General features: G+C 38.1%; 16 protein-coding genes. 9 read left to right on the top strand and 7 right to left on the bottom strand.

The annotated features are described in order from the left end of the window. Positions 1-12: 12 nt before the first annotated feature. The 3 genes from DI076_RS05225 to DI076_RS05215 form a co-directional block, all read right to left on the bottom strand. Entirely contained in the window at positions 13-384 is a 372-nt protein-coding gene (locus DI076_RS05225) for a high-potential iron-sulfur protein (RefSeq protein WP_108958915.1), read from the bottom strand. Between the two features lie 3 nt (positions 385-387). Continuing rightward, a complete protein-coding gene (gene katG, locus DI076_RS05220; protein ID WP_108958914.1) occupies positions 388-2,613 on the bottom strand; it encodes a catalase/peroxidase HPI in 2,226 nt (741 codons plus the stop codon). A gap of 169 nt (positions 2,614-2,782) precedes the next feature. Then, positions 2,783-4,282, bottom strand: a complete 1,500-nt coding sequence (locus DI076_RS05215; RefSeq protein WP_108958913.1) for a cryptochrome/photolyase family protein — start codon at positions 4,280-4,282, stop codon at positions 2,783-2,785. Between the two features lie 97 nt (positions 4,283-4,379). On the opposite strand from DI076_RS05215, the gene DI076_RS05210 reads away from it, so the two are divergent. From DI076_RS05210 to DI076_RS05200, 3 genes are all read left to right on the top strand, one after another. Then, complete coding sequence (locus DI076_RS05210; protein WP_108958912.1) at positions 4,380-5,768, top strand: ethanolamine ammonia-lyase subunit EutB; 1,389 nt, start codon at positions 4,380-4,382, stop codon at positions 5,766-5,768. Positions 5,769-5,770: 2 nt separating this feature from the next. Beyond that, positions 5,771-6,565 (top strand): ethanolamine ammonia-lyase subunit EutC, encoded by a 795-nt coding sequence (eutC, locus tag DI076_RS05205; protein WP_108958911.1) that lies wholly within the window; start codon positions 5,771-5,773, stop codon positions 6,563-6,565. 189 nt (positions 6,566-6,754) lie between these two features. Continuing rightward, positions 6,755-7,042 carry a cysteine-rich CWC family protein gene (locus DI076_RS05200; protein ID WP_245918283.1) on the top strand — a complete coding sequence of 96 codons (288 nt, stop codon included), beginning with the start codon at positions 6,755-6,757 and terminating at the stop codon, positions 7,040-7,042. A 16-nt stretch (positions 7,043-7,058) separates the two neighbouring features. Here the strand turns inward: DI076_RS05200 and DI076_RS05195 are convergent, their stop codons facing one another. Together DI076_RS05195 and DI076_RS05190 are read right to left on the bottom strand one after the other, a co-directional pair. Beyond that, complete coding sequence (locus tag DI076_RS05195; RefSeq protein WP_108958910.1) at positions 7,059-8,096, bottom strand: CE1 family esterase; 1,038 nt, start codon at positions 8,094-8,096, stop codon at positions 7,059-7,061. A 75-nt stretch (positions 8,097-8,171) separates the two neighbouring features. Then, positions 8,172-9,188 carry an LLM class flavin-dependent oxidoreductase gene (locus DI076_RS05190; protein WP_245918282.1) on the bottom strand — a complete coding sequence of 339 codons (1,017 nt, stop codon included), beginning with the start codon at positions 9,186-9,188 and terminating at the stop codon, positions 8,172-8,174. 215 nt (positions 9,189-9,403) lie between these two features. Between DI076_RS05190 and DI076_RS05185 the strand changes: the two genes are divergently transcribed. Beyond that, positions 9,404-10,177, top strand: a complete 774-nt coding sequence (locus DI076_RS05185) for a helix-turn-helix domain-containing protein (protein WP_108958908.1) — start codon at positions 9,404-9,406, stop codon at positions 10,175-10,177. A 54-nt stretch (positions 10,178-10,231) separates the two neighbouring features. Beyond that, positions 10,232-11,059 carry a Rossmann-fold NAD(P)-binding domain-containing protein gene (locus tag DI076_RS05180; protein ID WP_108958949.1) on the top strand — a complete coding sequence of 276 codons (828 nt, stop codon included), beginning with the start codon at positions 10,232-10,234 and terminating at the stop codon, positions 11,057-11,059. Positions 11,060-11,109: 50 nt separating this feature from the next. Here the strand turns inward: DI076_RS05180 and DI076_RS05175 are convergent, their stop codons facing one another. Further along, positions 11,110-13,212 carry a cellulase family glycosylhydrolase gene (locus DI076_RS05175; RefSeq protein ID WP_108958907.1) on the bottom strand — a complete coding sequence of 701 codons (2,103 nt, stop codon included), beginning with the start codon at positions 13,210-13,212 and terminating at the stop codon, positions 11,110-11,112. 304 nt (positions 13,213-13,516) lie between these two features. Between DI076_RS05175 and DI076_RS05170 the strand changes: the two genes are divergently transcribed. After that, positions 13,517-15,679 carry a neutral/alkaline ceramidase gene (locus tag DI076_RS05170; protein WP_108958906.1) on the top strand — a complete coding sequence of 721 codons (2,163 nt, stop codon included), beginning with the start codon at positions 13,517-13,519 and terminating at the stop codon, positions 15,677-15,679. Positions 15,680-15,777: 98 nt separating this feature from the next. Next, the gene (locus DI076_RS05165) at positions 15,778-16,440 is read left to right on the top strand and encodes a TetR/AcrR family transcriptional regulator (protein WP_108958905.1); all 663 of its coding nucleotides are present in this window, start codon (positions 15,778-15,780) and stop codon (positions 16,438-16,440) included. Here DI076_RS05165 and DI076_RS05160 read toward each other — a convergent pair whose 3' ends face one another. After that, positions 16,441-17,094 (bottom strand): TetR/AcrR family transcriptional regulator, encoded by a 654-nt coding sequence (locus DI076_RS05160; protein WP_108958948.1) that lies wholly within the window; start codon positions 17,092-17,094, stop codon positions 16,441-16,443. Between the two features lie 126 nt (positions 17,095-17,220). On the opposite strand from DI076_RS05160, the gene DI076_RS05155 reads away from it, so the two are divergent. Both DI076_RS05155 and DI076_RS05150 read left to right on the top strand, forming a co-directional pair. Next, on the top strand, positions 17,221-19,215 hold the full coding sequence (locus DI076_RS05155; RefSeq protein WP_108958904.1) for an oxidoreductase: 1,995 nt from the start codon (positions 17,221-17,223) through the stop codon (positions 19,213-19,215). 10 nt (positions 19,216-19,225) lie between these two features. After that, entirely contained in the window at positions 19,226-20,974 is a 1,749-nt protein-coding gene (locus tag DI076_RS05150) for an acyl-CoA dehydrogenase family protein (RefSeq protein ID WP_108958903.1), read from the top strand. The last annotated feature ends 3 nt before the right edge of the window (positions 20,975-20,977 follow it).

The following is a 20,977-nucleotide window of genomic DNA, read 5'->3' as shown; positions in this document are numbered from 1 at the left end:
ATCAAATTCGAATCAAGATTTTTTTGACCAGGCCGAGCACCAACCTTTTGTTGATACAACACCATTTGTCAATATAGAACACTTTCCCCAACCTTCATTGAGTTTTGTAAATTGGGCACATTGGAGGCAAACTTGGTTTTTGGCTTGTGGTTGTTTCCTTTCAGGATACAAATTAAAATCAGTATACTTTGCATCTTGGTGAAAACCTAACGCCTGTGCAGTGGGATCGTTTTCGAGTATTGGTTTTAGGCCATCAGGTGGATCCGAAATTTTTTCTTCGATTGTTCCTTTTGCAATTAAATTCCACTCTCCCCCTAAAAGGAAGAGAGTGGACGCAAGAACAATGGAACGATTTAGAAATTGTTTGCGTGTGAACGGTTTCATGTTTTATTTCACATCAAATCGATCTGACATCATCACTTTGTTCCATGCGGAAACAAAATCTTTCACAAACTTTTCTTTGGCATCATCGGAGGCATATACTTCTGCAACAGCACGAAGTTCTGAGTGAGAACCGAAAATCAAATCAACTGACGTTGCAGTCCATCGTTTTGATCCTGTTTTGCGATCGAGACCTTCATACAGTCCTTCTGTTTGTTCTGACTTTTGCCATTTGGTAGACATGTCGAGTAAGTTCACAAAAAAATCATTAGTCAAAACTCCTGGTTTTGATGTTAGAATTCCATGTTTTGATTTACCAGCATTTGCATCTAATGCACGCATTCCACCAAGTAAAACAGTCATCTCAGGGATTGAAAGTGACAACATGTTTGCTTTGTCGACTAACATCTCAGTTGGTGACATGTAGTTGCCTGGTCCGTAATAGTTTCTAAAAGCATCTGCTTTTGGTTCTAATACAGAGAAGGAATACTCATCGGTTTGTTCTAAACTGGCATCTGTTCTACCTGGAGTAAATGGGACAGAAACTTTTACTCCTGCTTTTTTTGCGGCTTCTTCAATCGCAACATTTCCAGCAAGAACGATGAGGTCAGCAAGAGAGATTTTACTTCCTGACTTGTTAAAGTCCTCTTGGATTTGTTCTAGTTTGTTTAGAACTTTTGATAACTCTTCTGGATCATTGACCACCCAATTCTTTTGAGGTGTTAGGCGGATTCTCGCACCATTGGCACCACCTCGCATGTCCGTACTGCGGAAAGTCGATGCTGACGCCCATGCTGTTCTGACAAGTTGTGGAATTGAAAGTCCAGACTTCAGGATTTTTCCTTTAAGGCTTTCGATTTCCTTTACAGTTACCAATTTATGAGAAACACTAGGAACAGGGTCTTGCCAAATTAATGCTTCTTTTGGAAGGTCTTTTCCTATGTAACGGGTGAGGGGACCCATATCTCTGTGAGTTAATTTGAACCATGCTTTTGCAAACGCGAGTTCAAATTCTTTTGGGTTTTCTTGGAATCGTTTTGCGATCACCTTATAACTTGGATCAAATTTTAGTGCCAAGTCGGTTGTAAACATGATAGGAGCGTGACGTAATGATTTGTCATGAGCATCTGGAACCATATTGGCACCTGCTCCATCTTTTGGAATCCATTGGATGGCACCAGCCGGACTTTTTGTTTGTACCCACTCAAATCCAAACAAGTTGTTTAGGTATTGAGTAGTCCACTTTGTTGGATTTGCTGTCCATGCTCCTTCGAGACCACTGGTAATTGTGTCTTCTGCATTTCCTTTTTTATAATTATTTTTCCAACCAAACCCTTGTTCTTCGATTCCAGCAGCTGCTGGTTCTTTTCCAACATGTTTGGATGGATCTGCTTTACCATGAGCTTTTCCGAATGTGTGTCCACCTGCAATCAGTGCAACAGTTTCTTCGTCATTCATTGCCATTCGGCCAAATGTTTCACGAATGTCTTTAGCGGCTGCTAGTGGGTCGGGATTTCCATTAGGTCCTTCTGGATTGACATAGATAAGTCCCATTTGAACGGCAGCGAGTGGGTTTTTTAATTCGCGATTGCCTTTGTATCTTTGGTCTTCCAAGAATTTTTTCTCAGGTCCCCAATACACTAGGTCTGCTTCCCAATCGTCAGTCCTTCCACCAGCAAATCCATAGGTTTTGAATCCCATTGATTCCAATGCAACATTGCCAGTTAAAACCATCAGGTCGGCCCAAGAAATTTTGTTACCATATTTTTTCTTGATCGGCCATAACAACCTTCTTGCCTTGTCGAGGTTTGCATTATCAGGCCAACTATTGAGTGGTTCAAAACGTTGTTGTCCTCCACCAGCACCACCACGCCCATCGGAGATGCGATAGGTTCCCGCACTATGCCAAGCCATACGAATGAAGAATGGGCCATAATGTCCATAATCAGCTGGCCACCAATCTTGGGACGTGGTCATAACGGTTTTGATTTCTTGTTTTAAGGTTTGGATGTCCAATTCCTTAAATGCTTTGGCGTAATTGTACTGCCTACCCAAAGGATTCGATTCTGCGCTATGTTGGCGCAGTGGTGCCAAGTCCAAGCGTTCTGGCCACCAAAATTGGTTGGATGTATTTTGGCGGTCCATCCCTTGGGTCTCTTTGGTGTCCGCGGCTCCGATTGGGCCAAGGAACAACACAAGGAGAGCGATTGTGAAACGTCTGAAATTTCTCATACTGACCTTCTCTTTCTAGATTTAGTATAGAATTAGATTTAATCTAATTGATATGGCAAGCAAAATATTTTAGATTCGTTCTAAATTTATACAAAAACTAACCTCTTTTGGCTCCAGGGAGAACCTGATGGGTTTGGATCCAGTTTCGAATTCTTAATACTTTTCAGATTTACGACACTAAAGTGAGTTTCTCTTTCCAGACTTTGGCAGTTTGGAAGAGTTTTTCCTTCCTGTCATTTTGCATCCGGTGTAAATTTCCAACAAGGACAGCAGTTCTAGGGTTTTTGGTAAACTCGAATTGGTGGGTTTCGATAAACGACCAATACAATCCATCCACGGCTTGTTCCCATTCACCTTTGGGGAACTGTCCCATTTTTTGGTAGTAGTTGGATCCACATATGTATGGTTTGGTGGCAAAAATTCCGCCATCACTAAATAGGGCCATCCCATAGACATTGGGTCCCATCACCCAATCAGACGAATCAATGAACATTTCCATGAACCAACGATACGCTTCCTTTGGATTGATTTCGAATAACACCATTAATGATCCAAGTACCATCAATCTTTCTATGTGGTGAGCGTATCCATATTGATTGCACTTCCTTATAACAAAATCGAGAGGTGGTATGCCAGTAGTACCATCAAACCAATGTTTTGTGAACTTTCGATTGTGAACAAAATGGTTTTTTGATTCTTGTATCTCCCCAAAATTTTGATCGATTCCCCTAATGAATTCTCGCCAACCGATGATTTGTCGTAGGAAACCTTCCAACGATTCAATCGGGATTTTATTTTTTTTTGCGTGATCCAATGTAACTTCGACAACTTCTTTAGGAGTTAATAAACCAATATTTAAAAATGGTGTGAGTACCGAATGTTGTAAGAAGGGAAAGGTTTGTGAAAACGCATCTTCATAAGGACCAAATAAATCCAATCTTTCTTTTAGAAATTGATCTAACCAATGTTTGGCACCCTTACGAGACGTTGGTAACCAAAAATTTTCAGTGTTTCCTGGATGGTTTGGAAAATGTGTTTCAACCAAATGGAAAACTTCCTTCTCTTTCGTTGTAAAATTGATCTGGGGTAAAGTTGGAGCATGGTAAGATTTGGGAAGTTTTTTCCGATTTTCTGTATCAAAACTCCATTTCCCACCTATAGGTTCTTTTTTATCATTCACTAACACATGTAATGTTTTTCTTTGTGATTCATAAAAAGTCTTCATGAATGGTTTTTTATGTGTTAATAAATAGGCTTCAAAATCTTTGCGTTTTGTCAGAAACATAGGAGAGCTATGTTCGATCCCTTTTACGTTTGTCGTTTTGAGTAACGTAAGAATTCTTTTTTCAAAAAAACGGTCTTCGATTTCAAAATAGTGTAATTCATCAATGGATTCTTTTAAAAGAAAATTCGACAGTTGCACTTCATAGGAATCGGAATTTACATCCAAAGGTTCGTAGTGAACCAAAAAACCTAAACCTTTTAGTTCTTCTGCATAGGCTCTCATTGCTAAAAAGAAAAATAAAATTTTATGTTTATGAAAATGGTAGTATGTACATAATTCTTGGTCTTCTCTTAGGAAGACCAGATATTCCGAACGTTTCTCGCGGGGAATGAGAGTTGAAAGATCAAAAAGCTGGTTACCAAGGATGAGGAGAGCTTTTTTCATACATTGTCTATTTTTTAGACAAAACTGTTTGTAAAAATGAGAATCGAAGTATGGGAAAAGTTCTATTCTTAAAGGAAAAATCAGGTATAGTAATAGGGTGAGTTACCAAATCATCATTGGAAAAAAAACATATCAGTTCCGTGACTTAAAAGAAGTTTTGGCAAAAGCAACCCCCCTTCGTTCTGGAGATTTTTTAAGCGGAGTTGCCGCAGAAAACCAAGAAGAGAGAATCGCGGCCCAAATGGTATTAGCAGATATTTACTTATCTGATTTTTTAAACATCGAATTAATTCCAGCAAACAAGGATGAGGTGACAAGACTCATTTTAGAATCACATGATCCTTCTGCTTTTAAGATGATTTCCCATTTAACTGTAGGAGGATTTCGGGATTTTTTACTATCGGAAACAACAGATCTGCCTGTTTTAGAATCCATTCGTATGGGTCTCACTCCAGAAATGGTTGCTGCTGTTTCGAAACTCATGTCCAATCAGGATTTAATTTTAGTCAGTCAAAAAATCAAAATTATCACAAAGTTTCGAAATACAATAGGATTACCTGGAAGGTTGTCGGTTCGTTTGCAACCTAACCATCCCACAGATGACCCGAAAGGGATTGCTGCCAGTATCTTAGATGGATTGTTACTTGGAAGTGGAGATGCTGTGATCGGAATTAATCCTGCCACAGACCATGTCCCAACTTGTATTTCATTATTAGAAATGTTAGATGCAATCATTCAAACATATTCCATCCCAACTCAATCTTGTATCCTCACCCATGTAACCACCTCAATGCAAGTGATGCAAAAAGGAGCACCACTAGACTTAGTATTCCAATCCATCGGCGGAACAGAAGATTTGAATCAGAGTTTTGGTATCAATCTTTCTCTATTAGCAGAAGCAAGAGATATGGCATTGTCTTTAAAGAGAGGATCCATTGGAAATAACGTAATGTATTTTGAAACAGGGCAAGGGAGTGCGCTTTCAGCAGGGGCGCATCATGGCATTGACCAACAAACTTTAGAAGTGAGAGCATATGCCGTTGCCAGAAAATTTTCTCCCTTACTTGTGAATACTGTCGTTGGTTTTATCGGCCCTGAGTATTTATACAATGGAAAACAAATCATTCGTGCAGGTTTGGAAGATCATTTTTGTGGAAAACTAATGGGTTTACCCATGGGAGTTGACATTTGTTATACGAATCACGCTGATGCAGACCAAGATGATATGGATACCTTATTAACTCTCCTAGGGGTGGCAGGGTGTAATTTTATCATGGGAATACCTGGTGCTGACGATGTAATGTTATCATACCAAAGTACTTCATTTCATGATGCATTGTATCTAAGACAAGTATTGGGATTAAAACCGGCACCTGAATTTGAACAATGGTTGGTTCAAAAAGGAATTTTTTCAAATGGGAAACAGTTTTTACCAGTTGAGAATCAAATGGTCTCCTTGTTTGAAAAAGGAATGAGGTTGGATTAATTATGTCAAATTTAGATCGATGGAAACAATTCACACAAGCAAGGATTGGACTTGGAAGATTTGGTGCTTCTATTTCCACCAAAGACATGTTAAAGTTTAGGATGGACCATGCGAAGGCAAAAGATGCAGTTGTACAAGAACCTTCTTGGGATCCAATTTTTGATAAATTGAAGTCAATCTCAAAGTTATATGGAATCCAACACCAATTTGTCAAAAGCCGAGTAACCTCTAAACAAGAGTATTTATTAAGGCCTGATTTGGGCAGAAGGCTTTCGGAAGAATCAATACTCAAATTGGATTCAATGGAGAAGGGTTATGATTTGGGAATTGTTTGTGTGGATGGTTTGTCTGCGAAAGCAATCGATGAAAACTTACTTCTATTTTTAGAAGGATTCCTTTCGAAAATTGAATTTTTGCATCTTAAACTTGCACCTTTAGTAGTGGCACAATGGGGTAGAGTTGCGATCGGAGATGAAATTTCCGAAATTTTACAATCCAAAATTTGTTTAGTGATCATTGGAGAAAGGCCTGGTCTTAGTTCCTCCGATAGCCTTGGACTTTATCTTACGTATGAACCAAAAATAGGAAAAACGGATGAAACAAGAAATTGTATTTCCAATGTCAGACCACTTGGATTTCCGCTACCGTTAGCCTGCGATAAAACAATTTACTTAATCCAGGAAAGTATTTCCCAAAAACGCTCTGGTGTTTTACTCAAAGACCAAATGCCAAAACCAAAACAGTCGATTGACATGAAAGAGGATCTTTCTAAACTGAAATCATTCCGGGAGGAATGAGGTGAAACTCCTCAACTGACGGTGCAACCGTGAATTTGAATTCGTTGATCGGATTCAAAAAAGTCGGATCTTCCCACAAATGAATCGCCCGTAAACGTTCATTGGTTCCTTGTTCATATTAGGGTCCCGGACAAATTCGCCGGATCACCCAATTCGATTGTGTGATTCTAAATCTATAGGAGTCACCATTTGAAAGAACCAAAACCAAACAAAAATCCAATACAAGATTCAACATACAATTCCCAGGGGTCAGTGATCAAACATGAGGAAAAAATTTGCCCCAACTGTTTGCGAATTTTTGAATGTAAGGTTGGTTCCATTCAATTGTGCCAGTGTACGAAAGTTCAATTGACAAAGGAAGAAACTGAATATTTGGCAACTCAGTATACAGATTGTTTGTGTTTCCAATGTATGGAGACATTGGCATTCGAATACAGAATGAACCAGAAGTTAGTTCAATTGCCTTGGAAATTATGAGTCTAGAAAATGAATGTTACTGATTGGGATGGGATTTGAAAAAATCCCACATCACATCATTGGCAATGATCGCTTTTGTTGGTGATTCACCACCTAACAGAAGAGAAGGTTTTTTCCCACCTGGCCAAGAATGCCCACCATCTTCCGTCACACAAAGTTTCACTGTCACACCTTCTTTGCATTCATGATACTCTTCACATGTGACATCTTTATTTTGTAACACAATTTTTGGTGTGGGATGACAACCGTTCAATTGTACCCATTTGGATACAGTTTTCGGAACAGAAACAAAATCCGTAATGAGTGTTCTGTCAGTGAAGCTGGAACCTGCTCCACCATAAAATAATACTTTATCATCATTTTTAGCATGTATATGAAAAATGGAAATTGGTTTGGAAGGTTTGCAATCCACTGTATTATCAGTTCCTGCCACAGCAGTGATCCCAGAAAATTGATTTGCCATTGAACATGCAATTTGGTAGGACATCATTGCCCCATTTGACATTCCAGTAGAATAAATTCTTTTTTTGTCAATGTTCATTTTTTCTGTTAGGTGGCCAAGGATAACCTTTACAAATCCAAGATCATCTATATTCGCCTTTTTTGCTTCTCCACAACAATTGCCTGCATTCCAAGTCGCAATTTTTCCCGATTTGTATACACTGTATCCATTCGGAAATACAACGATGTGTCCTAACTCTTCTGATTTAGAAATTTGGTGGTAATACTCTTCCTTTGATTGGATTTCCATATCACCTCCACCACCGTGGAAAACAAATAAAAGTGGGACAGTTTTAACTTGATTGTAACTTTTTGGAACGTGGATTTTATAATAACGAAGGATCTCTTGGTGTATGGTCGAAAACACATAGTCACCTGGGGTTGTAATGGGCCTGGTGAAATCAGTTATCGCGTTCGGAGCAGGTAATTCACTGATTTTTTTCTGGAACTTTTCTTTGAGGGTTGAACGTATGAAACCTCGCTCGCAAGAATCCATGGTGAAAACACAAAGTGAAATGAAAATCAATGAATAGGATAGTTTTCGAAATGGCATATATTTCTCCCTGGCGAACTTAGAGTAACTCTCCCTGATTGTATAGGATACTATAGAATGGGAAAGGTACCAAAACTAATTTTTCACAGCTCTCGCGGTAGAGGGATCAAAAATTTGTTCTTGGACTTCCATCAGGATCTCAAACGAACGGATTCTTTTATCTATGTCGAAAACAGAGGATACTACAATCAATTCATCAGCTTGGATCTCATCTTGGATTTTGTTTATTTTCTGGACAATTGTCTCTTTCGATCCTACCGCTGAAACGGATAACATTTGTTTTGCCATTTGTTTCTCTTGTTCAGACCAAAAATCATCCATTGATAGAACAGGAGGTGGAAAAGGAGCACGTTTATTTCTGAGTATACCGAGAAATGACTGTTCGACACTTGTGAATAGATAATTCGCTTCTTCGTCAGTGTCGGCTGCCACAACATTCATTGCAATCATGGCATAGGGGGATTGTAAGTATTGCGATGGACGAAATTGTTTTTTATAGATTGTAACGGCATCTTTTAAATAGGTAGGAGCAAAATGAGATGCAAATGCAAATGGTAAACCAAGTAGTGCCGCAAGTTGAGCTCCAAATAAACTAGAACCCAAAATCCAAACAGGAACATTGGTTCCATAACCTGGGATTGCATTTACCATTCCATCTTTTCTGTCAGAAGACAAATATTCTAAAAGTTCTTTGACATCTTCAGGGAAATGTTGAGATGCCATAGGGTCTCTACGTAATGCGCGTAAGGTGAGTTGGTCTGTCCCTGGAGCTCTGCCCAACCCTAAATCAATCCGGTTCGGATATAAACTTTCTAATGTTCCAAATTGTTCAGCAATCACGAGTGGGGAGTGGTTTGGTAACATGATGCCCCCAGCTCCTACACGAATGGATTTTGTTTGTTCCGCTAAATGACCGATGACAACTGATGTTGCAGCACTAGCAATGGAAGGGAAATTATGATGTTCTGCGATCCATATTCGATGATAACCAAATGTTTCTACTGCCTTTGCCACACGCACACTATTTTGAATTGCTTCTTTAGTTGTCTGGCCTTGGTTGATAAAAACTAAATCTAAGATTGAAAGTTTCACGTATGATATCATATTCCCAGAAAGAGTTATTTTCTGTAAATGTAGAAAATTTTGAAAAATAGATTCATTAGAAAAACCAAATACGCTCGTTATGTGAGGTGACTTTGTTTTTTTATGGAAAATAAAATAAAAAAAATCGAATGGATCTTGAATTTCGTCTAATCAATTCTTAAGAAAATCAAGAAAGTAAACCTGTCAACAATTCCAAAAGATTCATGTCTCGTCCAAATCCAAAAATTCCAAAAGATTTACAATACATAGCAAAAGATATTTTTATTTTTGAATCAATGACTTCCAAAAAAGAAGTATTACCTTTTTTTGCTGATGGTTTTCCAGGACTTGTTTTTTTTCATTCAAATGCTCCTGTAAAAGTCATTGTTGGTAAAATTTCCAAAATTATGGATCCTGTATTCATATACGGCCAAACATTGGAACCAATTCAGATTGAAATAGAAGGCCCATATTTTTTTGTGATGGTCCAACTGTTCCCAAGTTTTGTCGAGGCATCTTTTGGAAATCCCATTGCAGAACTAACGAATTCCTGTTGGACAATCCAAAAATCGGAATGGATAAATGAATCAAAATTTCATAAGGCAATACAACAACATTCAACTACCTTGGCAGAAGAAGCAATTTTAGAATATCTTCAAAAAAGGTCGAAAGGTTTTTTGCCTGATTTGATTTTACATTCTTGTTTACAAACAATCATCGATACTAACGGGAATTGTGAAATATTTAAGATCGCGAGTGATTTTAAAATGTCGGAACGTACCATGCAACGGAAATTCCAAAATTTCGTTGGACTCACTCCCAAACAATTCGCAACAATCATTCGTTTCCAAACTAGTTTGTTTGAAATGAGTGCAGGTAAAAAATCAAAGTTAACTGATATCGCATATAATATTGGGTATGCCGATCAATCTCATTTTATCAGACAGTTTAAATCATTTACAAAAGAAAAACCATTTCAATTTAGAGAAAAAAAATGATGCAGTGTCGGGTTTATCCAATTTTTAAAATGATTTTTTTTGTATGCTATGGTGATGAAACCATTAAATATAATATTAGGTTCCAGTGGAAAAACTGGAAGTAGAATCGTAAAGAAACTTAACCAATTGGATATTCCGATTCGGTTGGGATCAAGAAAATCCAATCCTTCCTTTGATTGGGAAAAAACTGAATCTTGGGAAACACTGATAAAAGGTGTAGATCATATTTACATTTCCTACCAACTCGATTTGGCGGTTCCAACATCAATACATCATATACAAACATTAGTTGATCTTGCTATAAAATGTAAGGTCAAACGTCTTGTACTACTGTCAGGTAGAGGTGAACCTGAGGCAATCACTTGCGAGAAGTTAGTGCAAGGATCTGGATTGGAATGGACAATCTTACGTTCGAGTTGGTTTTTTCAAAATTTCAGTGAAGGTATGTTTTTGGATGCAATTTTACAGAGAAAAATCATTTTTCCGAAAATCAAAATTAAGGAACCATTTATTGATTTAGATGATCTAACAGATCTAACTGTCGACTCTCTCGTAAATCAAAAACATGTTGGAAAACTTTATGAATTAACTGGACCAACTCTTTATAGTTTTGAGGAAACATTTAGGTTCATTGCAAATGAAATCAAGGAGTCGATTCCTTTTGAGGAAATTCCGCTTCAGGATTATATTTCAATGTTAGGTGATTTTGGATTGTCCAAGGAAACGATTTGGCTCATCCAATATTTGTTTGAAACTGTGTTAGATGGTAGAAACGAATTTATCCGAAATGACTTTGAAACCGCGATGGGAAGAAAACCAAAAGATTTCAAATATTATGTAAAAGAACCAGCAAAATCAGGAGTTTGGAATTCCAAATTTTGAGATAAAAAAAAGAAGGGAATGGTGATCGTCCATTCCCTTCTTTAAAGAAATCATTCGTTTGGGTAACCACCGTAAGTCATCTTACCGATGAGGTAAATCGGGCTTTTTCCTTCTACTAGAATCCTTTGGTTTAACTTTGATTGGAGTTCTTGTAAGGTAGCAGTTGGATATGTTGTGTTTTCTTTGTTCACAACGAGTGCATAATGATAGGAAGAAGATTGGTTTTCATCTAAGTCCAAATCATCCCAAAGGTATAAAACATTTCCAGCTCCTATTTCCCGTTTTGGATCAGCCGTGATCACAACTTCGTTTGGCTGGTTTGTTGGAACATTTGGTATTGCACCTGTGTATAATTTTTTTTCAGTCATCACGATGACTTTAGAAGGATCAAAATGTGGTGGTAGATAAAATTCGGAAGGTGCATCGGAATTCCGTCCTCTCCAAATGACGATCAAAAATCGTTTGTCTCCAAATTGTTTGGCTTCATTGTTACCTGGTTTGATTGCTGCCCAAGAAAACATTTTATTCCAAGTATCAAACCCAATTGCATTGTAATGACTGGTGATTAAACGGCCTTGTGATTTACGAACATAAGCTCTTGAGATGACAAATGGATCTACATTCAAACTGGTTCCATAATTTCCAACCACAGAGAAGTCTTCATCATTCCATGCATCCTTGGTTGTAACAAGTTTGTTAGGATTTCCATTTTTGTATTCAGCATGGTGGTCATAATAATAATCCCAATGCCACTGAGTACCTGAAACAACTGGATTGTAAAAATCGGCAAATCTGGTTTTTGTCGATTGTTCTTTGTCGGAAATTTCCATAGCTTGGTATACCGCATTGATCATACGAGGAGTGTCTTTGGCACCAGTTCCTTTTAACCACATGCCAAATTCACTGAGAAACATAGGTATTTTTAAAAACCTTGCTTCTGTTCTAATTTCATCTAAGTATTTAAAATATGTGGCATTGTCGATTCCGGTTAAATCTGTTCCCATCCTCCCTGCATCATAAAAATGTGAATTGAAGACAAACCCTTGTCCGGGAGGAGCATTTAAATGTCCCCCTCCAGTAGCAGGTGCAATCGCAGAACCAATGTTTGTATTCCAAAACACAAGCGGTTCCGCAAAAACCCATTTGTTTGCCCAACCATTTTGATTGAGGATGGTTCTAATTTTTTGGTACATGGGCCAAAGTTTTTCATTATCCCAGCGTTTTGGGGTTAAACCTTCCATTCCGCCATCCACTGGTTCATTCAATGGATCTAGTCCTATGACGTAAGAAAACTCTTCTGGTGATAATTGATTTTTGATATAAGAAACTGTTTTTTCAATTTGCCAAAGGTATTCCGTTTGCATATAACGAACACCTGATGATGTATTTACGGGAGCATTGTTCCAAAAATTTCTAAAGGCTCTTCTGATTGCTTCGTTTGTTAAATTATTTTGACTCCAACTAGCGCATACAATACCACAGTATTCCTTTGGATAATTTCCATTTTTAGTAATCCATAAAGGTGCACCATTTCCCGTATGCCAGGAGTTCTGATTGAATAAGTGTCTTGAGAACAAATCTTGGTGGTAATCGAGTAGAACGTAAATATTTTTCGAAGTTACTTTCTTGATTTGAGAAATCACTTCATCCAAATATGAATAATCAATTTTATCTACATCTGGATGAACACCTTCCCATGCAATTGTGTATCGAATGATATTAGAACCAGTTGTCTTCGTCAATCCATTCAAAGCAAATTCAATATCATTTGTATTCTGAAACGGTTTGAATCCATGTTCGACTAATTTAACGTTACCAGATACATTAAACCCTCGGAATGTTGTTTCGCGGCCAAGTCCATCAATCCAAATCGCATCCGTTTTATTTTCAAATGATTTATTGGAAACAAATAACTCACGAGTTTCTGCGGAATTGAGATAATTTAAATCATGGTTCAAATTTGTAGATTCTGTTATGGACTTATCACTACCCAAAATCTGAGCACCAAAGTTTGTTTCCGTTTGGGATGTTTGAACAAATGGAAGTAGGAGTTTGGGTCCTTCGCTCGTTGGAGCACATAACAAACATAAGGTTGTTACTAGACAGCTTACAATTTGTCTCCAATTATAGTTTCGTTTGATTTGTTGGTCCATACTTTCCTCTCTGTATCTCTTTGTGATTCGGTGACAGTTCCTTCATAATAGCCGACACGTGTCGAGTAAAAAAATGACATAGAAATACCATAACTTGAAGGGAAAGTTCCTGGAGGACTCGTATAAAGCCACGGAAAGGGGGATTTCTGAACATTGGTCAAATAAAACCCGACTATTGTCGATTATTTTCTTGCCATATTTTTAACATCGTTTAGACTTAATCCCCAGATTTGACCCAAGGGTTCCTTTGGCAGATAGAAGCGAAAAAATGTATGATTGAGAAATTTAGATTCGGAGAGAGTATATGAAATCCCAAATAAGTCCCTTGGTTCGCGTGAGTGTATCCATCGTGTCCTTTCTTTTTGTATTGGCTTGTTCAGACAAAAAGCCGTCCCAGTCCGCCATACTTGGTTTAGTTGGAACCGACCAATTGGAACAATCGAATGGTATGAATTCGGAACTTAATTCTGGTTCTGGCTTCAGTCGTTCTGTAGCTCCAAGTCTCGGTTCTTCACCTTACTTAGTTGGTGTTGGAATATCTGATATTACTGGTCCTGCCGCAGAAGTTGGTATGATGGGATTTGCAGAGACTGCACAAAAGACGGAAGGGATTTATATGCGTCTCTGGTCAAGAGCATACATCATTGGCGATGCTTCCAAACGTGTTGTGTTTGTCAGTGCTGATTTAGGAATGATTTTCCAATCCATCAAACAAGCAGTAAGTAAAAAAATTGCGACTGATGGGGAACTTGCACCATATTATTCAGAAGCCAATGTTTTATTATCTGCGACTCACACTCATAGTGGGCCAGGTGGTTATTCTCATTATTTTTTATACAATGCCACAACTGCAGGTTTCATTAAAGAAAACTTTGATGTGATCGTAAATGGAATTTACCGATCAATCAAATTAGCACATCAGAATTTAGTTCCAGGAAATGTTTATATCAACCAAGGAGAACTCACTGATGCGAGTAAAAACCGATCTATTGAAGCATATGATAAAAATCCTGCTAGTGAACGTAATTTTTATTCATCCAATGTCGACCAAACAATGACACTATTAAAATTAGTGGCTTCTGATGGAAGAGAACTTGGGATGGTAAACTGGTTTGCTGTTCATCCAACAAATGTTGGACCCTCTAATAAACTCATCGGTGGAGACAATAAAGGATTGGCTTCCTATTTGTTTGAGAAAACAAAGGGAACTAACTATTCTGCAAACCAAACCTTTGTCGCTGCCTTTGCTCAGTCAAACGCGGGTGATGTAACTCCAAATTTATGGGGACCTGCTGATGGTGTGAATGATTATGTTAGGCAGAATATCATTGCAGATAAACAATACCAAAAAGCTGTCAGTTTATACCAATCTGCAAATACTCAATTGACTGGATCCGTTGATTTTCGTCATACATATGTTAACTTTTCTAATCTCTATGTTAGTAGCGTAGGAACCACAACTTGTCCTGCCGGTATGGGTGCATCTTTTTCTGCTGGTAGTGTTGAAGACAATGCTGTCTCAGTTGATTTTTTTGATGAAGGAACTACTGTAGATTCTTTAGATTGGAATACAAATACTGCTGATGCATTCAAAGCGAGTTTTCTTGGAGGGGCACTCGGAGTATTATGGCCAACTTCAGTGAGTGAATCATATAAGTTATGTCATGCGGAAAAACCAGTACTCATTCCAACGGGTGTAGCAAGTTTTGATGGAAATCCTTGGACACCACCTGTCATTCCGATTCAAATTGTCAAAATTGGAAATTTATCGATTTTAGCAATACCTGCAGAGGTCTCAACGATGGCTGGGAGAAGAATCCGTTCTCTTGTAAAAAATATAATGCAAAACGATTATACGGTCATTTCAGCACTAGCCAATTCATACACTTCCTACCTCACGACAAGAGAAGAATATTCTTCCCAACAGTATGAAGGTGCATCTACTCAATTTGGACCACACACACTAAAAGCTTATGAACAAGAATTCGGAAAATTGGCATCCGCTTTACGAAATGGCGTATCTGTTCCTAGTGGTCCAACCCCAGCAGATCTGACAAATAACCAAGCTACATTCCAAACTGGAGTTGTATTTGATGATGTTCCCTTATTTAAAAGTTTTGGAAATGTGATAACACAACCGTCTCCTAGTTATGCAAGTGGAGCTAAAGTAACAGCTGTTTTCTGGGGTGCTCATCCAAAAAACAATATGTTAATTGGAAGTAGCTTTGTTGACATTGAACGACAAAACGGTTCAACATGGACAGTGGTTGCCCGAGATAACGATCCATCTACCACTTATAGATGGCAACGAGATGGAATCGCATATTCGAAAATTACAACATCCTGGGATTCTACTTCGTATCCAAAAGGAACTTACCGCATTCGCCATCGTGGACACTGGAAATCGGGTTGGACTGGTGCCATCAGTGCCTACCAAGGAGTGACAAACAATTTTACGATCCAATAGGAATATCTGAACAATCACCTCGCCTGGCCCAGGGATGGGTCAGGATTTTTTCTTCGCAACGGGATTGACTAGGTGAGATTCCGAGAGATGATCGTACTATGGATAAATTGGTAGACGCATCCCTCTCTCCTGACCTTGCTTCAAGGCCGTTTAAATTCACAAGTAAACAGGGAAGGAACCGACGTACCCAATTGTTATCAATTGCTTTTGAACTTTTAAAAGAAAAAAAACCAGAAGAGATTAGTTTTGCGGATATTTGCAAAAAAGCCAAAATTCCGAGACCTTCCGCTTACCATTTTTTCCCTAATGTTGAGGCAATTTTCCATGGAATCCGATTGTTACATTCAGAAGGTATGGTTGAAAAACTCACTGCCTTAAAAAAGGAAACTTTCAAAACATGGAAAGAATACATTGAAAGATCCATTGATGTGGCCATAGAAGTAACAAATTCCGAGATCGCCTTCCCTCGGTTAATTTATGGGTATCGAATGAGTAATCCTGATATGAGATTAGTTGGCCAGGAATTAGATATAAAATTAGCAAATCTCACCAAACAAGGTTTAATTGAAAGATTCCATTTACCAAATTTAGATACCCTAGACCAAATATTTGGGGTTGCTATTTCGATTCCCGATTCTTTGTTAAAACTCTCTTATCGGACCTACGGAGACTTTACTCCTTGGATGGTAGCAGAAGCAAAAAAAGCCACAATATCCTACTTATTAAACTATTTTCCTGAAGTTTGTGAACCAAGAAAATAACTAAGTTTTCATACCATTATATGCATATTCAGTAACAGTTTGGATAAACTTTTCCATCTCGTTTATATCATTTTTCATTTGTAATCGACCTTCCAAGAACAACATAGCAATGCCGTGGATCATCGCCCAGGAAGCTAAGGTTTTTTCTCTAGTTTGTCCTTTTTCTAAATGACCTAAGTTTTGTCCCATTTTGATGATTTCGTGTAATTGGCGATAGGTTCTTCTTGAGACAGAAGACAAAGTGGGATTGAGGTTAGATTCAACTCCCATACCACCAAACATAATCCTTGCGAATTGACGATTATTCATGATGAACTGAAAATAAGTCCAACCAAGTGATCGGTAACGACCTTTGAAGTCTTTTTCTGTTTTTTCTAATTCCTTTTGATAGGATTCAAAGTATTTTTGAAAACCAATCTCTGCGATTGCAGAAAATAAAGCATGTTTGTTTTCGAAATGATGGTAACTTGCTACGTGGCTGACACCTGCTTTTGCAGCAACCTTTCGTAAGGAAATTTCTTCCAGAGAAGTAGTTTCTAATAATTCGACACCCGCTTGGATCAGCGCCTCGCGAACATTAACGCTGTTCATTTTGTTCGGACGTCCAACTCGTGAGATTGTTTTGGCTTTCCCTTTTCGTTTATTTGCTACCATTTTTTGCCATTTTGGATTGTTTTCCATCTCTTGACTACTAGATATTTACCGTTGGTAATTTATTGCTTGTTTTTGAATTCAAATATATTACCGATGGTAAATTAATTCGATTTCAGAGGAAGTTTTATGAATACAGCCTTTACACCGATCCAACTTGGAAATGTGACAGTACCCAATCGATTTTTAATGGGTTCTATGCACCTAGGAGTGGAAGGAGAGACTGGGGTTGCCCATCGAATGGCTACATTTTATGGCAAACGATTTGAAGGTGGAGTCGGAATGATTGTCACTGGTGGGATCAGTGTCAATGAAGAAGGGAAGGGATCAAAATCATTTTTTCAATTTTTAGACCCAGTTCACGCAAATGAACTCAAATTACTCAATGAAGCCCTGAAAGGAAAAGGGGTAATGTGTGCGCAGTTATTTCATGCTGGTAGATACGCATTTGACCGAAACTGTGTTGCTCCATCTGCCATAAGAGCACCAATCAATCGTTATGTGCCAAGAGCGCTAACAGAAGATGAATGTTGGAAAACAATCGAAGATTTTGGACGTTCTGCAAAAATTGCCCACGAAGTTGGATTTGGTGCCGTGGAAATTATGGGGAGTGAAGGTTATTTACTAAATCAATTTTTTTCACCAGTGACAAATCATCGTGATGATTATTTTGGTGGTGATGCCAATCGCCGAATGAATTTTTCGATCGAAGTATTACGTGTTGTCAAAAAAAATCTTCCAGAAGGATTTCCCATTATATTCCGAATGTCTGGCATTGATTTGATACCAGGGAATCCTAGTTTTGAAGAAGTGATAGGATTATCAAATGCCTTACGTGATGAAAATGTGACAGCTCTAAATATTGGAATTGGATGGCATGAATCTAGAATCCCTACCATAAGCCAACTTGTACCGAGAGGAGCATGGGTTCCCATCGCACGTCGCATCAAAGAACACACTCCGGGAGTACCGATCATTGCTTCCAATCGTGTAAACGATGCATCCACGATTGAAAAAGTATTTTCCGAACAAAGTGTAGATATGATTTCAATGGCAAGGCCGTTTTTAGCTGATCCAAAAATTGTTCAAAAGTTATCTAACGGAAATTCTGCAAGAATCAATACTTGTGTTGCTTGTAACCAAGCATGCCTCGACCATGCGTTCCAAGAAAAACATGTTTCTTGTATCGTGAATCCTGTGGCAATGAATGAAGATAAGTATAACTTCAAAAAAACTACACATCCCAAAAATGTTTTAGTGATTGGGACAGGACCTGCTGGTTTGGAAGCAGCAAGAGTCGCAAAAGAATTAGGCCATGATGTTAGCATCTTTGAAAAAAGAAACCAAATTGGAGGTCAGTTCCAATTGGCATCACATATACCAGGAAAGTCAGAATTTAAAGAAACCATTCGTTATTTCAAAAATGAACTGAATGCGATTGGTGTAAAAATTCATTTAAACACCGAAGCAACAATCGAAAACATCAAAGCAAAAAACTCTGATGTGGTTATCTTTGCAAGTGGAGTAATCCCACGTGAATTCCATTTAAAAGGATTAGAATTATTGCCGCATGGAAGTTATGCAGATTACTTAACAGGTAAATTTGTTCCTGGAAAAGCGGTCGCTGTGATTGGTGGCGGAGGAATTGGAGTAGACGTTGCTCATCGTTTAACAGAAGAAAATGATCCAACGCTTGAATCGTACAATCAAAAATACAATATAAATTCATTTACGAATGCTGTAATCCAAACTGCAAAAGCGAAACGCAAGGTAGGAGTTTTTCGTAGGAATGGAAAACATGGCGCAGGTTTAGGACCTACCACGTTTTGGGCTCTAAAACAAGAGTTAGAATCAGAAGGAGTTGAGTTTTTCCAAGGATTAACATATAAGGAAGTTACAAAAGATGGACTTGTTGTTGTATTTAAAAGTGGAGAAGAGTTTTTATATCCTTGTGATTCGATCGTCTTATGTGTTGGCCAGGAAAAAGAAGATTCATTGTATGAACAATACGTAAAACAATCTCAAAACCAAAAAATCATTTTAATCGGTGGAGCAAAGGATGCAAAAAACATCGATGCAAAACGAGCATTTTTCGAAGGACTAGAAGCAGCATATAACATTTAAGGAAACAAATATGATCGCAAATAACTATTTTTCAGATGATAAAGACCTACAATTAATTTATAACCAACTCATTGATTGGGAATCAATCGTAAAAGAAACAGAAGGTGAAGGTTTTATTGATCACAAAGTTTATACTGAAACCAAAAATAATCGATACGAAATGGCGCCTTCTTCATTTGAAGAAGCTATGGAATTATATACTTCAAGTTTGGATGCAATGGGAGATTTTTTTGGCAAAGATGTCTCACAAAAATCTCAAATTATGGATCGGAACGAATTAAAGTATGAAAATGGAAAAGTAATTTTCCCAAAGGAAACTGTCGAAATTTATGAAAAATTTCGAAGTACGGGTCTTATGGGTTATTCACTTCCAAGAGAAGCTGGTGGATTGAATTTCCCCGCTACTGTAGGTGCATTTTATGCGATGATTATGGCTCGTGCGGATGTTGCTTTTTGTATGACAACCACACTTTTAAATTTAGCACAAATTGTATCTAGATTTGGAACCGAAGAACAAATCGAAACATATGCCACGAAGGCAGCAACGGGTGAGTGTTTATTCGCAATGTCACTCACAGAGCCAGATTTTGGGTCTGATTTAAATAGTGTCAGGACAATAGCAGTTAAACAAGAAGATGGAAGTTATCGTTTAACAGGTACAAAACGATTTATTTCGCAAGGATGTGGTCTTGGTGAGTATCCAGCACTTCTTTTGACACTTGCAAGAACGGGAAAACCTGATGGTGGTGCTCGTGGACTTTCTGTTTTTTTAGTCAAAAGTTCTGACATCTCCGTTGCTGGTATCGAGAAAAAGATGGGCCTTCACGGTTCACCAACGTGCGAGATTGTTTATGATAATAGTTACGGAGAAATTTTGGGAGAAGAAGGTTTAGGTCTCACTCGATATACCGCTGGAATGACAAATTTTATGAGACTTGTTAGTGCCTCTGGTGGTTGTGGTGGAGGAGCTGCTGCTTATTATGAGTCCCTGAAGTATGCAAATGAAAGGAACCAATTTGGAAAACCAATTTATGAGATTCCCGCTGTATATGAGATGGTGCATAAAATCAAACGTGAAACGAATGCTATGCGACTTCTGACACTTGAGACTGCTCGTGTGATTGATATGTACCAACACCATCAGATCCGCTTAGAAAAACAAGGAAAACCAGATCGTGACATCAGAAAGGATGAAAAAGTTAAATACTGGTCTACACTTGCTTCTATTTTGACTCCTATCGCAAAATATTATAGTTCGGAAGAAGGCCATAAAAATACTAGTATCGCGGTACAGGTATTTGGTGGTGCTGGTTATACGGAAGACTATGATATTTCCAGAATGTTTCGTGATTCAAGGATCAATACCATTTACGAAGGTACTTCCCAAATCCATGTGCGAATCGCAACAGGTGCAATCCTTGCAGGAATGGCAGGTGATGGAAATTTTAGAAAGTATCTCAATTCCCTTAAAGCAGAGATTGTATCCCCATCTACTTTTTTATTAGAACAGGAACGTGTATTGGAAGAATCAATTCGAGTGATGCGAAACATCCAAGAAGAAGTAAAAAAGGAAACAGTTGCAGAAAACTTGATGATTCAAATGGCAAGATACCTTTGTAGTTTGTTATATGAAAAATCAATTTCAAAAATAAAGGAATTAGATACCAAAGAAATTTGGCAAAAAGATTGCCGTGCTTATGTAATTGATAGTGCAGCTACGGCCCAGTCTTGCCTGTACCGAATCCAATACTTTGATTGATCC

The sequence above is a fragment of the Leptospira ellinghausenii genome (assembly GCF_003114815.1).
Taxonomy (GTDB): domain Bacteria; phylum Spirochaetota; class Leptospiria; order Leptospirales; family Leptospiraceae; genus Leptospira_A; species Leptospira_A ellinghausenii.
This window is presented reverse-complemented; position numbering and strand designations above follow the sequence as displayed.

Coding starts and splice junctions, on each gene's coding strand:
- DI076_RS05215 (WP_108958913.1), bottom strand. CDS start 4,282: ATGAAAAAAGCTCTCCTCATCCTTGGTAACCAGCTTTTTGATCTTTCA.
- DI076_RS05155 (WP_108958904.1), top strand. CDS start 17,221: ATGAATACAGCCTTTACACCGATCCAACTTGGAAATGTGACAGTACCC.
- eutC (WP_108958911.1), top strand. CDS start 5,771: ATGTCAAATTTAGATCGATGGAAACAATTCACACAAGCAAGGATTGGA.
- DI076_RS05160 (WP_108958948.1), bottom strand. CDS start 17,094: ATGGTAGCAAATAAACGAAAAGGGAAAGCCAAAACAATCTCACGAGTT.
- DI076_RS05150 (WP_108958903.1), top strand. CDS start 19,226: ATGATCGCAAATAACTATTTTTCAGATGATAAAGACCTACAATTAATT.
- DI076_RS05195 (WP_108958910.1), bottom strand. CDS start 8,096: ATGCCATTTCGAAAACTATCCTATTCATTGATTTTCATTTCACTTTGT.
- katG (WP_108958914.1), bottom strand. CDS start 2,613: ATGAGAAATTTCAGACGTTTCACAATCGCTCTCCTTGTGTTGTTCCTT.
- DI076_RS05225 (WP_108958915.1), bottom strand. CDS start 384: ATGAAACCGTTCACACGCAAACAATTTCTAAATCGTTCCATTGTTCTT.
- DI076_RS05185 (WP_108958908.1), top strand. CDS start 9,404: ATGTCTCGTCCAAATCCAAAAATTCCAAAAGATTTACAATACATAGCA.
- DI076_RS05180 (WP_108958949.1), top strand. CDS start 10,232: ATGAAACCATTAAATATAATATTAGGTTCCAGTGGAAAAACTGGAAGT.
- DI076_RS05165 (WP_108958905.1), top strand. CDS start 15,778: ATGGATAAATTGGTAGACGCATCCCTCTCTCCTGACCTTGCTTCAAGG.
- DI076_RS05175 (WP_108958907.1), bottom strand. CDS start 13,212: ATGGACCAACAAATCAAACGAAACTATAATTGGAGACAAATTGTAAGC.
- DI076_RS05170 (WP_108958906.1), top strand. CDS start 13,517: ATGAAATCCCAAATAAGTCCCTTGGTTCGCGTGAGTGTATCCATCGTG.